At 68.5% G+C, this 14,405-nt stretch carries 14 protein-coding genes; 6 read left to right on the top strand and 8 right to left on the bottom strand.

All coding sequences use genetic code 11. The features are described from left to right. Nucleotide 1 precedes the first annotated feature (1 nt). The 3 genes from ACO057_RS20280 (at nucleotide 2) to ACO057_RS20270 (ending at nucleotide 3,468) form a co-directional block, all read left to right on the top strand. Nucleotides 2-1,381 carry a sigma-54-dependent transcriptional regulator gene (locus tag ACO057_RS20280; RefSeq protein ID WP_421994863.1) on the top strand — a complete coding sequence of 460 codons (1,380 nt, stop codon included), beginning with the start codon at nucleotides 2-4 and terminating at the stop codon, nucleotides 1,379-1,381. A gap of 224 nt (nucleotides 1,382-1,605) precedes the next feature. Beyond that, a complete protein-coding gene (gene ahcY, locus ACO057_RS20275; RefSeq protein WP_421994861.1) occupies nucleotides 1,606-3,000 on the top strand; it encodes an adenosylhomocysteinase in 1,395 nt (464 codons plus the stop codon). Nucleotides 3,001-3,069: 69 nt separating this feature from the next. Next, complete coding sequence (locus ACO057_RS20270; protein WP_421994859.1) at nucleotides 3,070-3,468, top strand: DUF4149 domain-containing protein; 399 nt, start codon at nucleotides 3,070-3,072, stop codon at nucleotides 3,466-3,468. A 1-nt stretch (nucleotide 3,469) separates the two neighbouring features. On the opposite strand, the gene ACO057_RS20265 is transcribed toward ACO057_RS20270, so the two are convergent. After that, nucleotides 3,470-4,243 (bottom strand): SDR family oxidoreductase, encoded by a 774-nt coding sequence (locus tag ACO057_RS20265; RefSeq protein WP_421994857.1) that lies wholly within the window; start codon nucleotides 4,241-4,243, stop codon nucleotides 3,470-3,472. 119 nt (nucleotides 4,244-4,362) lie between these two features. Here ACO057_RS20265 and ACO057_RS20260 point away from each other — a divergent pair, with 119 nt between their 5' ends. After that, nucleotides 4,363-5,265 (top strand): LysR substrate-binding domain-containing protein, encoded by a 903-nt coding sequence (locus ACO057_RS20260; protein ID WP_421994855.1) that lies wholly within the window; start codon nucleotides 4,363-4,365, stop codon nucleotides 5,263-5,265. A gap of 6 nt (nucleotides 5,266-5,271) precedes the next feature. Here ACO057_RS20260 and ACO057_RS20255 read toward each other — a convergent pair whose 3' ends face one another. After that, a complete protein-coding gene (locus ACO057_RS20255; protein ID WP_421994853.1) occupies nucleotides 5,272-6,522 on the bottom strand; it encodes an MFS transporter in 1,251 nt (416 codons plus the stop codon). A 159-nt stretch (nucleotides 6,523-6,681) separates the two neighbouring features. Between ACO057_RS20255 and ACO057_RS20250 the strand changes: the two genes are divergently transcribed. Further along, the gene (locus ACO057_RS20250; protein ID WP_421994851.1) at nucleotides 6,682-7,581 is read left to right on the top strand and encodes a LysR substrate-binding domain-containing protein; all 900 of its coding nucleotides are present in this window, start codon (nucleotides 6,682-6,684) and stop codon (nucleotides 7,579-7,581) included. Between the two features lie 13 nt (nucleotides 7,582-7,594). On the opposite strand, the gene ACO057_RS20245 is transcribed toward ACO057_RS20250, so the two are convergent. Next, nucleotides 7,595-8,413: a glutathione S-transferase family protein gene (locus ACO057_RS20245; RefSeq protein WP_421994849.1), complete on the bottom strand. Its 819-nt coding sequence runs from the start codon at nucleotides 8,411-8,413 to the stop codon at nucleotides 7,595-7,597. On the opposite strand from ACO057_RS20245, the gene ACO057_RS20240 reads away from it, so the two are divergent. After that, entirely contained in the window at nucleotides 8,412-9,101 is a 690-nt protein-coding gene (locus tag ACO057_RS20240; protein WP_421994847.1) for a helix-turn-helix transcriptional regulator, read from the top strand. The two genes, ACO057_RS20245 and ACO057_RS20240, sit on opposite strands and share 2 nt — an antisense overlap. 4 nt (nucleotides 9,102-9,105) lie before the next feature. Here the strand turns inward: ACO057_RS20240 and fabG are convergent, their stop codons facing one another. From fabG to ACO057_RS20215, 5 genes are all read right to left on the bottom strand, one after another. After that, nucleotides 9,106-9,843, bottom strand: coding sequence for a 3-oxoacyl-[acyl-carrier-protein] reductase (fabG, locus tag ACO057_RS20235; protein ID WP_421994845.1), 738 nt, complete (start codon nucleotides 9,841-9,843; stop codon nucleotides 9,106-9,108). Nucleotides 9,844-9,856: 13 nt separating this feature from the next. Beyond that, the gene (locus ACO057_RS20230; RefSeq protein ID WP_421994843.1) at nucleotides 9,857-10,285 is read right to left on the bottom strand and encodes a GNAT family N-acetyltransferase; all 429 of its coding nucleotides are present in this window, start codon (nucleotides 10,283-10,285) and stop codon (nucleotides 9,857-9,859) included. Beyond that, nucleotides 10,282-11,235 (bottom strand): ACP S-malonyltransferase, encoded by a 954-nt coding sequence (gene fabD, locus ACO057_RS20225; protein WP_421994841.1) that lies wholly within the window; start codon nucleotides 11,233-11,235, stop codon nucleotides 10,282-10,284. The genes ACO057_RS20230 and fabD overlap by 4 nt, the downstream gene beginning before the upstream one ends. An 85-nt stretch (nucleotides 11,236-11,320) precedes the next feature. Then, nucleotides 11,321-13,252 carry a TRAP transporter large permease subunit gene (locus ACO057_RS20220; protein WP_421994839.1) on the bottom strand — a complete coding sequence of 644 codons (1,932 nt, stop codon included), beginning with the start codon at nucleotides 13,250-13,252 and terminating at the stop codon, nucleotides 11,321-11,323. A 25-nt stretch (nucleotides 13,253-13,277) separates the two neighbouring features. Then, nucleotides 13,278-14,270 (bottom strand): TRAP transporter substrate-binding protein, encoded by a 993-nt coding sequence (locus ACO057_RS20215; RefSeq protein WP_421994837.1) that lies wholly within the window; start codon nucleotides 14,268-14,270, stop codon nucleotides 13,278-13,280. Nucleotides 14,271-14,405 lie beyond the last annotated feature (135 nt).

Here is a 14,405-nt window from a genome sequence, read left to right as displayed (position 1 = left end):
AATGCGGGCGCGCATCCTTCTCGTCGAGGATACGCCCACCCAGGCCGAGATCGCCAAGGCCATGCTCCGCGATAGCGGGCATGAGATCCGCCACGCGGAGACCGCCGGCGCCGCGCTGACCCTCGCCTTGGAGTGGCGGCCGGACGCCATCCTGATCGACCTTCTGTTGCCCGATTTCTCCGGCATCGAGCTCATGCGGCGGCTGCGGGCCGCCCAGGTCGAAGCCGCGATGATCGTGCTGACGGCCCACGGCTCGGTGAAGACGGCGGTCGAGGCCATGCAGGAGGGCGCCTCGGACTTCGTCCTCAAGCCCTATTCCGCCGCCCGCCTGCACGTGACCCTCGACAATGCGCTGGAGAAGCGGGAACTGCGCCAGCAGCTGGACGTCGCGAAATCGCAGCTGGGGCGCGGGCGGTTCCACGGCTTCATCGGGGCCTCGCCGCCGATGCAGGCCATCTACCGGACCGTCGAGAGCGTCGCCCCCTCCCGCGCCACCGTCTTCGTGACCGGCGAGAGCGGCACCGGCAAGGAGCTCGCCGCCGAGGCGCTGCACCAGGCCTCGCCGCGGGCGGGCAAGCCCTTCATCGCGCTCAATTGCGGCGCCATCCCGCGCGACCTGCTGGAGAGCGAGCTCTTCGGCCATGTGAAGGGCGCCTTCACGGGCGCGACCGACAACCGCCTCGGCGCGGCGCGCGCGGCGGACGGCGGCACGCTCTTCCTCGATGAGATCGGCGAGATGCCCGCCGAGATGCAGGTGAAGCTGCTGCGCTTCGTGCAGACCGGCGTGGTGACGCCGCTGGGCGGCACGAAGGCCGAGAAAGTGGATGTGCGCCTCGTCTGCGCCACGCATCGCGACATCCTCGCCGAGGTGCAGGCGGGCCGCTTCCGCGAGGACCTCTATTACCGCATCTACGTCGTGCCGATCGAACTGCCGCCGCTGCGCCTGCGCGGCGAGGACGTGGTGCTGGTGGCGCGCCACCTGCTCGCCCTCTACGCCCGCGAGGAGGGCAAGGCCTTCACCGGCTTCGACGCGCAGGCCGAGGGGGCGATCCGCGCCTATCCCTGGCCGGGCAATGTGCGCCAGCTGCAGAACGTGCTGCGCAATGCGGTGGTGCTGCATGACGGCCCGCAGGTCACCCGCGAGATGCTGCCGGTGCTGCTGCTGCACCAGGCCGTCGCGGAAGCCGCGCCCAACCCGCCCCAGCGCGCGACGATGGAGGCGCTGACCTCGCGCATCGAACCGCTGACGGTCACGGAGAAGCGGATGATCCTCCAGGCGCTGGAGCACACCGGGCAGGATGTGCCGCGCGCGGCGGCGCTGCTGGAGATCAATCCAAGCACGATCTATCGGAAACTGACCGCCTGGAAGCAGACGGGCTAACCGCTTCGACGGCGCCGCGCTCCCGCTTGCGGGGGCCAAAGATGCCCTCCTCGCGAAGGAGCCGGCATGTGCCCCGGCATGACCCGTATCCCTCGACCCCGGCCCGCGACGCGCGGTGACGCAGGCGCGGCCTATCACATAAAGACATGCTTATGCCTCTGGTCACGCTGGGCCGGGCATGCTAGGGCGGCGCGCACCAGGACCTGCATCAAGGATACGCGCGCATGGCTGACTACATCGTCAAGGATCTCTCGCTCGCCGATTGGGGCCGCAAGGAGATCAACATGGCCGAGGACGAGATGCCCGGCCTGATGTCCACGCGCGCGGAATACGGCACGTCGCAGCCGCTCAAGGGCGCGCGCATCGCCGGCTGCCTGCACATGACCATCCAGACCGCCGTGCTGATCGAGACGCTGAAGTCTCTCGGCGCCGATGTCCGCTGGTCGTCGTGCAACATCTTCTCGACGCAGGACCACGCCGCGGCGGCCATCGCCGCCACCGGCACGCCGGTCTTCGCCGTGAAGGGCGAGACCCTGCCGGAATACTGGTCCTACGTGCAGAAGACGCTCGAGTGGGCGGACGGCGGCGAGCCGAACATGCTGCTCGACGACGGCGGCGACATGACCCTGCTCGTCCATTACGGCCTGCGCGCCGAAAAGGGCGACGTGGCCTTCCTGGATGGCGCGACCAACGAGGAAGAGACCGTCTTCTTCGCGCTCATCAAGAAGCTGCTGACGGAGAAGCCGGGCTGGTTCGCCAAGCTCGCCGCCTCCATCAAGGGCGTGTCGGAAGAGACGACGACGGGCGTGCACCGCCTCTACGTGATGGCGAAGGAGGGCAAGCTGCTCTTCCCCGCGATCAACGTGAACGACAGCGTCACCAAGTCGAAGTTCGACAACCTCTACGGCTGCCGCGAGTCGCTGGTGGACGCCATCCGCCGCGGCACGGACGTCATGATGTCCGGCAAGGTCGCGCTGGTCGCGGGCTACGGCGACGTGGGCAAGGGCTCGGCCGCCTCGCTTCGCAACGCCGGCTGCCGCGTGATGGTGACGGAGATCGACCCGATCTGCGCGCTCCAGGCCGCGATGGAAGGCTATGAGGTCGTCACGCTCGACGACATGGCCGGCAAGGCCGACATCTTCGTCACCGCCACCGGCAACGTCGATGTCATCACCGCCGACCACATGCGCGCGATGAAGCACCGCGCCATCGTCTGCAACATCGGCCACTTCGACAGCGAGATTCAGGTCGCGTCGCTGCGCAACCTGAAGTGGGACAACGTGAAGCCCCAGGTGGACGAGATCGAGTTCCCCGACGGCAAGCGCATCATCCTGCTCTCCGAGGGCCGTCTGGTGAACCTGGGCAATGCGACGGGCCACCCGTCCTTCGTGATGTCCGCGTCCTTCACCAACCAGACGCTCGCGCAGATCGACCTCTGGACGAACCCGGGCAAGTACAAGAACGACGTGTTCGTGCTGCCGAAGCACCTCGACGAGAAGGTGGCGATGCTGCACCTCGAGAAGGTCGGCGCGAAGCTCACCAAGCTGCGTCCGGATCAGGCGAGCTACATCGGCGTGCCGACGGAAGGCCCCTTCAAGGCCGAAGCCTACCGCTACTGAGCTTTTTGGGCTGACAAGAAAGGCGCGCATCCCTGGCGGGGTGCGCGCCTTTTGCGTTTCAATGCGCGGATGCAAAACGCCCCTGCCCTCGTCGCGCTCTACGCCCTCGCCCTCCTGCTCGGAGGTATGGTGTTCTTCGCCGCCGTGACGACGCCCGTCGCCTTCCGCCGGCTGGAGAGGGAGCAGGCGCGGCACTACATCCGCGGCGTCTTCCCGATCTATTACCTGTGGGTGTTCGCGACCTCGGCCATCGCCGCTTTGGCCCTGCTGCCACGCGACGGCCAGGCGGCGGCGGTGATGGCGGCCTGCGCTTTGCTCGCGGTCTGGATGCGGCAGGGCGTGATGCTGCGCATCCGCGCGGCCGATGAGGCGGGCGACCAGGCGACGTTCAAGAGGCTGCATCGCCTCTCGGTGATCGTGAACCTCGTTCAGATGGTCATGGCCGCCGGGGTCCTGGCGGCCCTCTGATTCACTTGGTGGTGTAGCCGCCGTTCACGAGGATCGTCTGACCCGTCATCCACCAGCCCTCGGAGACGAGGAAGCGGATATGGGGGACGATGTCCTCGATATCCGTCAGCCCCGTCTTCGAGAACTTCGACAGCGCCGCCGCCGTCCTGTGATAGGCCACGGCCTCCGCGCCCTCGGCCGGGTAGAAGAAGGGCGTGTCCATCGGGCCGGGGCCGATGGCCGTCACCGAAATCCCGCGCTCGCCGAACTCCTTGGAGGCCGCGCGCGTGAAGTGCTCGACCGGTGCCTTGGTGCCGGCATAGGCCGCATAGAACGGGGTGTAGGCGCCGAGCAGCGAGGTGACGAGCGTGCAGATCTTGCCGTTGTCGTTGAGATGCCTCCCGGCCTCCTTAAGGAAGAAGAAGGCGGCCTTGGAATTGACGGCGGTCATCTCGTCGTATTCGGCCTCGGTGATCTCGACGAGGGGCTTCTTCAGCACCTTGCCGACCGTGTTGATGGCGATGTCGGGACGGCCGAAGGCGGCGATGGCCTCGGCGAAGACCTTCTCCACCGCACCCGCCGTGGTCAGGTCGGCCTGCAAGGCGATCGCCTGCGCGCCGGCCGCCTTGATCGCCGCCACTGTCTCCTCGGCTGCCGAACCGCTCGCCGCCGAGTTGTAGTGGATCGCGACCGCCTTCGCGCCATGCCGGGCCAGATCGCGCGCGATCAGCCCGCCCAGGTTCTTCGCCCCGCCCGCGACGAGAACGACTTTTCCCTTGATGCTGTGATCGGTCATGGCGGCGGCTTCCCTGAATTGCATGGCCGCGACGCGCCGCCACTCCGAAGGGAGGATATCGTCCGGCATGTTCAGATAAAGCTGGCCATTCTGCCATCACTTGTCAGAGATTTCGAACAATGGACCGGATCGATCTCTTCCGCGCCTTCGCGCGCGTCGTCGAATACGCCAGCTTCACCAAGGCGGCCGACAGCCTCGGCCTGCCGCGCTCCACCATCTCCGCCGCGATCGGCCTCCTCGAGGCGCGGCTGGGCGTCCGGCTGCTGCACCGCACGACGCGCAAGGTCGCCCCGACGCTCGACGGCGAGGTGTTCTACGAAAGCTGCCTGCGGCTGATCGCCGATGTCGAGGAGGCCGAAGGCCTGTTCCGCCAGGGTGGCGGGCGGCCGGCGGGGCGGCTTCGCATCGACGTGCCCGGCCGCATCGGCCGGCTGATCATCGCGCCGGCCCTGCCGGAGTTCCTGGCCCTCTACCCTCAGATCGACCTCGATCTCGGCGTCAGCGATCGGTCAGCGAAGCTGGCCGAGGACCGCATCGACTGCGTCCTGCGCGTCGGGCCGCTCAGCCCCTCCGCGCTGATCGCCCGCTCCATCGGCGATCTGGCGCTCATCAATGTGGCGAGCCCGGACTATCTCGCCCGGCACGGAACGCCCCGCTCGCCGGCCGATCTCGGCGCGCATCTGGCGGTCAACTATGCCTCGCCCTCCAGCGGACGCGTCGAGGACTGGGAATGGATCGAGGCAGGCGAGGTGCGGAGAGTTCCGCTCAAGGGCAGGGTCACGGTCGACAGCGCGGAGGCCTATATCGCCTGCTGCCTGGCCGGCCTCGGCCTCATCCAGATTCCCGCCTATGACGTGGCGACGCAGCTGGCGGCCGGCGCGCTCGTCGAGATCATGCCCGACCATCGCGCCGCGCCTTTGCCCATGACGCTGCTCTATCCGCACCGCCGGCATCTGTCCCGCCGGCTCCAGGTCTTTACCGACTGGCTGGAAGGCGTCCTGAAGCGCGAGATCCCGGGCTGAGCAGGCTCACGCGACCGGCTGCGCCAGGGGCTTCAGCCGCGCCAGCCACAGCGCCGCCACCAGCCCGACGACCATGCAGCCGGCCACCAGCGCGACGACGCCCGGCCAGCCATAAGCCGTCAGCAGCCAGCCGCCGATCGTGCCGATCACGCTCGAACCGCCATAGCAGGCGAAGAGATAGAGCGCGGAGGCCTGCGCCTTGGCCGTCAGGGCGCGGCGCCCCACCCAGGCGCTGGCGATGGCATGCGCGCCGAAGAACCCCAAGGTGACGATCGCCAGCCCCGCCACCGAACCCGCGACCGAGGGCAGCAGCGAGACGGCGAGGCCCAGCAGGATCACCACCATGTTGATCCAGAAGATTTTCGCCCGCCCGATCCGGTCGGCCAGCGAACCGATGAAGGTCGAGGCGACGATGCCCACCAGATAGACCGTGAAGACCATGCCCACCCAGGCCTGGCTCAGCCCGTAATCCGCCAGCAAGTGGTAGCCGATGTAGTTGTAGACGGTGACGAAGCCGCCCATCAGCATCGCGCCCATCAGGAAGAGCACCCGCAGGCCCGGTTCGCGCAGATGGACGACGAAGCTCTGCGCCAGGCTCGCGAGCTTCAGCGGGCGCGGCCGGAAGTGGCGCGAGGGGCGCAGATTCATCACGAAGACCAGGGCCGTCAGCAGGCCGAAGAGGCCCATGGCCCCCATCGCGACATGCCAGGAGCTGATGTCGCTGAGGATGCCCGTGCCGACGCGCCCAAGCATGCCGCCCATCGCATTCCCGCTGATGTAAAGGCCCACGGCGAGGCCGATCGAGCGCGGATGCACCTCCTCGGCCAGATAGGCCACGGCCGCCGCCGGCAGCCCGGCCAGGACCAGGCCCTGCAGGGTGCGCAGGACGAGGAAGCTCTCCCAGTTCGGCGCGAAGGCGGAGAGCAGGGTCAGCCCGGCCGAGCCGAAAACCGCCCCCACCATCAGCGGCTTGCGCCCGAAGCTCTCGGACAGGGAGCTGGCGACCAGCGTGCCGAAGGCCAAAGCGATGGAGGGCAGCGAGATGGAGAGGCTGGCGGCCGCCGCGCTCACCCCGAATTCGCGCGAGAAGACCGGCATCAGCGGCTGGGGGCAGTAGAGCAGGGTGAAGGTCGCGAGGCCGGCGCAGAACAGCGCGACGCTCATGCGGAAGAATTCGGCGGTGCCGCGCTCGATATGCGGCGTCGCGGCCTTCGGCGGAGCCGGCAGGGTGCGGACGTCGGCGACGGAGCTGCTCATGGCGAGACTGGTCCTTAAATAGGCTGGACGCCGGCTCCCTGGGCAGACTTGGCCATCTGTGCGACCGCATGAGCAAAATTAGGTCATGCGTGCTGACAAAGTCATTCATGTTGCGACGCAAAACAATTAGGCTGGGACGAATGATCGATGGGACTGACCTTGGAACTTCGTCACCTCCGCGCCTTCCTCACCGTCTCGGAGACGCTGCATTTCGCGCGCGCGGCGGAGATCCTGGGCATCTCGCCGCCCTCGCTGACCGAACAGGTCCAGGAGCTGGAGCGCCAGCTGGGCGCGCGGCTCTTCCAGCGCACCAAGCGGTCGGTCTCGCTGAGCGATGCGGGGCGGCTCTTTCTGGAGGAGCTGCGGCCGGCGCTGGACCAGCTGGAGCGCGCCATGCGCGTCGCGCGCCAGGCGGGGCGCGGCGACCGGGGCATCATCGAGATCGGCTTCGCCCCCAGCGCGGCCTTCTCGGGCGTCCTGGCCCAGACGGTGGCCGCCTGGCGGCGGGAGCACCCGCAGGTGGAGCTGCATCTCCATGAGATGGAATCCGGCGCGCAGATCGAGGCTCTGGCCGAGGGCCGCCTCGATATCGGCTTCGTGCGCGCCCCGGTGATCGCCCCGCCGGGCATCGTGACGGCCCGGCTGCACCGCGAGCCGCTGCTGATCGCCCTGCCCCCCGGCCACGCCCTGGCCGAGGAGGAAAGCGTCCCCGCCGCGGCCCTGGCCGGCGAGGCCTTCATCATCCCCGACCAGGGGGCCAGCACCAGCTTCCAGCACCACACTCTGGCCGTGGCCCAGCGCGGCGGCTTCGTCCCGCGCATGACCCATCGCGCGCGGGACCTGATCGCGGTGGCGACGCTGGTGGGCCTGGGCATGGGCGTCGCCGTGGTGCCGGACAGCCTGCGCCGAACGCTGAACCTGCCCGGCGTGAACTACAGGCCCCTACGCGGCGCGCCGATCCTGGCCGATATCGCGGCCGCCTTCCGCCGGGGCGAGTCGGCGCCGGCCACCCGGGCGCTGATCCGCCAGATCCGGCACGTGGAGGTGGAGGAAGGCTGAGGCAGGCCTCGCCTCAGGCGGGCTCGAGGATACCCGACCGGCTCCACACGAAGTCGGGATAGAAGCGCGCCATCATCCGATCCGTGTAGTCGGCGAGGTTGAGCATACCTTCCGCCGCCAGCCGCAACGGCGAGTCGAATTCCGGCGTCAGCAGCGCGGCGAGCTGCGCGAAGGCGATGGCATCCACGCCCGAGGGCCGGTCGCCCATCAGATAGGCCTTGTCCCCCAGGATGGCGGAGAGGCTTTGCAGCGAGCGCGTGCCGAGCCACTCGATCTCGTCCGGCTCGTGGCCCTCGAGGCCGACCGCGCGAAAATCGGCGGCGACCCGGCTCCGCAGCGCTTCGATCATCGCCGCCCGCCGCGCCTGGGGTACGCCTTCAAGGAATCGCGCCGCGCCATGGGCCAGGTTCCTGTCCAGGAAATAGCGCGGCCAGGCGGCCGTCCATCCGAAGTGGTTCTCCACCATGCGCTCGATCGCCCAGGCCTCGGCCCTCTGGCGGGCGTCCAGCGCGGCATCGAGGTCGAAGCCGTATTTCCATTCGAGGTGCAGGCGGATGAAGGTGGAGTCGGCCACCAGCTCGCCGTCGTCGTCGATGAAGGGCAGCTGGCCCTTGGGCGATTGCGCCGGAGAGGCGGGCCGGACCAGGAAATCCAGCCCCGCCATGCGCAGCTGTACGGCCGTCTTCATGCTGTAGGGGCTGGCATCCGGAAGGCCGAAGCCGGGTCCGGCGCCGTAGAGAATGATCATCGCGTCCTCCTGGGTGGAGGCGATGTGATAGGGGAAGGCTGCTGCCACCCTGCTGTCAGCAGCGATGTGCGAGACGATGCCCATGCGTAAAGCCGACCGACTCTTCCAGATCATCCAGATCCTCCGCCGCCGCCAGCGCGCGCCCATGACCGCCGAGGCCATCGCGGCCGAGCTCGAGACCTCCCGGCGGTCCGTCTATCGCGACATCGCGGTGCTGATCGGCCAGCGCGTGCCCATCCGTGGCGAGGCCGGCATCGGCTATGTGCTCGACGGCGGCTTCGACCTGCCGCCGCTCATGCTGACAGCCGACGAGGTGGAGGCGGCGGTGCTGGGCGCCAGCTGGGTGGCGAGCCGGGGCGATCCCGCCTTGGCCACGGCGGCGCGCGACCTGATGGCCAAGATCGCCGCGACGGTCCCCGAGCGGCTGCGCCCGATGGTGCTGGAGCCGGGCCTGCTGGCCACGCCCGCCTGGCGGAACGCGCAGGACCGGATCGACATGGCCGCGCTGCGCCAGGCGATCCGGGGCGGGCGCAAGGTGGATCTGCGCTATGCCGACGAGCAGGGGCGCGTCAGCGAGCGGACGGTCTGGCCCATCGCCATCGGATACCTGGACGCGACGCGACTCGTCGTCGCCTGGTGCGAATTGCGGGAAGGCTTCCGCCACTTCCGCACCGACCGGATCGAGCGGGCGACCTTCCTGGACGAACGCTATCCGGCCCGGCACGCCGCGCTGAAGGCCCAGTGGCGCAAGTCCCTGGAAAAGAGCGCCTGAGCGCTCACACCATCAGCATGCCGCCGTTCACATGGATGGTCGTGCCGGTCACCCAGGCGGCCTCGTCCGAGGCGAGGTAGGTCACGGCCGCCGCGACGTCCTGCGCCGAGCCCATGCGGTTCAACGGGATGCGCGTCATCAGCCCGGCCTTCTGCGCCTCGTTGAGCTTGTCGGTCATCGGCGTCGCCACGAAGCCCGGCGCCACGACGTTGATGGTCACGCCGCGCGGCGCGACCTCCTGGGCCAGGGCCTTGCTCATGCCGATCAGCCCGGCCTTGGCGGCGGCGTAATTCGCCTGGCCGGCATTGCCCGTGATGCCGACGATGGAGGCGATGGAGACGATGCGACCCGCCCGGCGCTTCATCATCCCGCGCAGCGCGGCGCGGGCGAGACGGAAGGGCGCGTTCAGATCGACCTCGAGCACGGCGTTCCAATCCTCGTCGGCCATGCGCAGCGCCAGCATGTCGCGCGTGAAGCCGGCATTGTTCACGAGGATGTCGAGGCGGCCGTGATCGGCCTCGATCTTCTCCACCAGCGCGGCGGGCGCGGCAGGATCATTGAGGTCGGCCGGGATCACGAAGGCGCGCTCGCCGAGCTCCTCGGCGACGGCCTTGAGCTCCGCCTCGCGCCGGCCGGTGAGCACGACCGTGGCGCCCTGCGCGTGCAGCGCCTCGGCGATGCCGATGCCGATGCCGGAGGAGGCGCCGGTGACCAGGGCAATCTTGCCGTCGAGCTTGAACATGTGTGTGGGTTCCTCAGTCAAACCGCTTCGCGAGCCAGTAGCGCGTATGCCCCGGCGGATGGTCCGGCAAGGTGCCGAAGACCGAAAAGCCGCACTTCTCGTAGAAGCCCCGGGCCTGGAAGGAGAAAGTGTCGAGCCGGATGCCGGTGCAGCCCCGCGCCCGCGCTTCTTTCTCCGTCAGTTCCATGATCTGCCGGCCCAGCCCGGTCCCGCGAAGGGATTCCGGCAACCAGAGCAGGTCGATCGCCAGCCAGCCGTAGTAGGAACTGCCAATCGCCCCGCCGATGGTGTTGCGGCCCTCGTCGCGGAGGAGGGCCGCGAAGGGCCTGAGCTCCCAGCCCGGCAGGCCCGTCGCCCGCTCGTTGAAACCGGTCAGGCCTTGCCCCAGGACGTCGAGATCCGCCTGGGTCGGCGCCTCCGTGATGAGAAGGCTGGTCTTCACAGGCTCTTCAGGAAGGCCTCGACGTCGGCCGGCGTGTTGACTGCCAGGGCCGCCGCCTCGGGCGCGTTGCGCTTCATGAGGCCCGTCAGCACCTTGCCCGCGCCGACCTCGACGAAGCGCGTGCAGCCCGACGCCACCATCGCCGCGATGCATTCGCGCCAGCGCACGGTGCCCGTCACCTGCTTCACCAGCAGCTCGCGGATCATGTCCGGATCGCTCACCGGCGCGGCGGTGACATTGGCCACCACGGGCACGGAGGGATGGGCCATCACGGCCCTCTCCAGCGCGTCGCGCATGGCATCGGCCGCCGGGGCCATCATCGCGCAATGGAAGGGGGCGGAGACGGGCAGCAGCATGGCGCGCTTCACGCCGGCGGCCTTCGCCGCCTCGATCGCGCGCTCGACCGCCGCCTTGGCGCCCGAGATCACCACCTGGCCGCCGCCATTGTCGTTCGCGACCTGGACGACCTCGCGGCCCTCCTCGCCCTTCTCAGACGCCGCGCAGATCGCCGCCGCCTGCTCGGCCTCGGCGCCCAGCAGCGCGGCCATGGCGCCCTCGCCGGGCGGCACCGCCTTCTGCATGGAGTCGCCGCGCAGCCGCAGCAGCCGGGCCGCCGTCGCCAGATCGAAGGCGCCGGCCGCCGTCAGCGCGCTGTATTCGCCGAGCGAATGCCCCGCCACCAGCGAGACCTGCCGCGACAGGTCGAACCCGCCCTCCTTGGCCAGCACCCGGCAGAGCGCGACCGAGACGGCCATCAGCGCCGGCTGGGCATTGGAGGTGAGGGTGAGTTCGGTCAGCGAGCCCTCGAACATCAGCCGGGACAGCTTCTGGCCCAGCGCGTCGTCGACCTCCTGGAAGGTCTCGCGGGCAATCGGGAAGGCTTCGGCGAGGTCACGCCCCATCCCATGGGCCTGGCTGCCCTGGCCGGGGAACACAAAAGCGAGAGACATGGCGGTTCCGTGATGGATTCTTGTCTCTCGCCCATCGCCTTGACCGGACAAAGAGTCAACTGCGGGGCTTTCGCCCCGCCATCCCTCAACGGCCCACCATGTCCAGAACGACATGGGAGAACCAGGGCACGAAGGCCACGACCAGGATGCCGATCAGCAGCATCGCCAGATAGGGCAGGATGGCCCTCGACGTGTCCTCCACCGTGCTCTTCATCACCGAGCAGGAGATGTGGAAGCCGATCCCGATGGGCGGCATGAAGATGCCCACGCCCATCGCGAGCAGCAGCACCATCGCGTAATGCACGCCGTCGATGCCGAGCTGCGTCGCGATCGGGTAGAGGATCGGCGCCAGGATGATCAGCGCCGGCAGGCCCTCCAGCAGCGAGCCGACGACGATCAGGATGAGGATGGACCCGATCAGGAAGAGGTACTTGCTGTCCCCGGCGGCATGCAGCGTGGCGACGAGGTATTGCGGCAGGTTGCCCGCCGCCATGATCCAGGCGAAAGAGCCCGCCGCCGCGATAATGAACAGCACCATCCCCGACATGACGGCGCAGGCGATCGTGATCCGCACGAATCCCGCGAATCCGATGGACCGATAGACGAAGGCCGAGATCAGGATGCCGTAGAGCACCGCGACGGTGGACACCTCCGTCGGCGTGGCCACGCCGAACTTGATGCCGATGATCAGGATGGCCGGCATGAGCAGCGGCAGGATCGCCCCGGCCGCCGCGGAGAGCCGCTCGGCGCCCGTGGCGCGCGCGACCGAGGCGACCGGATGGCGCACGGCGTTGATGTAGATCAGCGTCATCAGCAGGAAGGCCAGCACCGCCGCCGGCAGCAGCCCCGCGACGAACATGGAGCCGATGGAGATCGGCACCACCGAGCCCAGCACCAGCATGGCGATGCTCGGCGGAATGGTCTCGGACATGGCGGCGGAGGCGGCGAGCACCGCCGCGCCGTCCTTCATCTTATAGCCCTTGCGCTCTAGCTCCTCGCGCATGACGGAGCCGACCGCCACCACATCGGCGATCTTGGAGCCCGAGACGCCGGAGACGAGGTAGGTCGTGATGACGACCACCTGCAGCAGCCCGCCGCGGAAATGGCCGACCATCGTCATGGCGAAGTTCACCAGCCGCACGCTGATGCCGCCCTTCTCCATGATCATGCCGGCCCAGATGAAGAAGGGCAGCGTGAGCAGGATGAAGTGGCCCGATCCGTCGATGGTGTTCTGCGCCACCGCCACCAGCGGCGCGAGGTCCGTCAGGGTCAGGAAGAGCACCGAGCCGAAGAGCATGGCATAGGCGACCGGCAGGCCGATCAGGATCGCGCCGAAGAACAGCAGCAGCATGACGACCATGGACACGGCCTGGCTCGGCCGCACATCCGGCGTGCCGATCCACATCACGACAGCCGAGAACGCGACGAGGGCCGCAAGGCCCCGGAGCATGGCCGGCCCGGAATGGTGCCGCGCGAGCCGCTCGATCGCGAAGAGCCCGATGCAGACCATGCCGGTGGTGAAGGGAATGACGATGAGGCTGAGGTTCCACTCGGTCATCGGCATGATCGAGTAGGAGTTGATCTCCAGCAGGTCGAGCGAGGCCAGCCCGCAGATGATGGCGAGGGCCAGGACCATGAGGTCGAGCATGGCCTCGGTCGCCCGTCGCATGCCGGGCGACAGCGCGCGCAGCACGAAGGAAACGGCCGTGTGGCTCTGCGCGCGATAGGACAGCGCGCCGCCGAGGAAGGCGACGGTCAGCAGCACCAGCCGCGAGACCTCCTCGCCCCAGAGGAAGGAGTGGTCCACCAGCTGGCGCTGCGTCACCTCCACCAGGATCAGGCAGAGCTCCCCGGTGAGCAGAACCAGGAGCAGCACGCGGCAGGCCATGTCCAGCAGATCCATGGCCGTGGTGTATCCCACGGCCAGGGCGCCGGAGCGGAGCGGTGGGAGGGGCGCGTGATGCGCATCCTCGCCCGAGGGTTTGATCCCCAGGGCGAGCCTGGCCGTCTCGAACATGCTGTCTGTTCCCCGGAGCGCGCGCTCAGGCGACCTGGCTGAGGACGGCGTCCATCAGGGGCGCGCCGACGATGTTGCGGTACTCGTCATAGACGGGCTGCAGCGCCGCGCGATAGGCGGCGCGATCGACCTGCGAGATCTCCAGGCCCTTGGCGGCGAGGCGGCCCTGCGTCTCCTGCGTGGCGGTGGCGAGGGTCTGGCGCCAGTCGGGCGTCATCTCCAGGGCGGCCGCGCGGATGGCGTCCTGGTAGCGGCGGTCGAGGCTGTCGAGCTTGCGCTTGCTCGCCATCATCGCGCAGGCGTTATAGACGTGGTTCGTCAGATTGACGGTGCGCACCACCTCGTCGTGCTTGGTCGCTTCCAGCGAGATCATCGGCGTCTCGACCGCCTCGATCGCGCGCTGCGACAGCGCGAGATAGACCTCCGAGATATCCACCTGAATCGGCGTCGCCTGGAGCGTGCGGAACATGGCCGCGAAGATCGCTCCGGGCTGCACGCGGATCTTGAGGCCGCGCATCAGGTCGGGCGTCGGCATGGGGCGACCGATGGTGGAGACCACGCGCCAGCCGAAATAGCCGTAGGACAGGCCGTAGATGCCCTTGGTGGGGAACTCGGAGAGAAGCTGCTGGCCCACCGGCCCATCCAGCACCCGCTCGGCCGAGGCCGAATCCGGGAAGAGGAAGGGCAGGTCCATCACCATGAACTTGGGGAAGAGGGTGTCGATGAAGCCCGAGGTATGGGCGCAGAGGTCGATGATGCCCGTCTGCATGCCCGTGAGCATGTTCACCTGGGTGCCGAGCTGGCCCGTGGTGAAGACCTGCACCTCCACATCGCCATTGGTCTTGTTCTTCACGTTCTCCGCGAAGCGCCGGCCCACCGCCATGAAGGGATGCTGGGGCGTATCGGGATAGACCATCCGCAGCGTGTGCCGGGGCGCCGCCAGGGCGGAGCGAATGACGGCGGGCGAGGCGAGAAGCCCGGCGCCAGCCGGAATGATCGCGCGACGGGTCAAGCTCATGAGGTGTTCCTCCCGCGGAACCGCTTATTTTTCATGGACGCGGTCATTATACGCGCACCGGAACGATCCGGTGTCGTGGCGGGCGAAGGGATAACAATCGAACAGGATTGTCCAGGCAGCGTAACGACAATTCGA

The sequence above is a fragment of the Roseococcus sp. genome, assembly GCF_965227005.1.
GTDB lineage: Bacteria > Pseudomonadota > Alphaproteobacteria > Acetobacterales > Acetobacteraceae > Roseococcus.
Note: the sequence above shows the minus strand (reverse complement) of the source record. Positions and strands in the feature narration are given on the sequence as shown.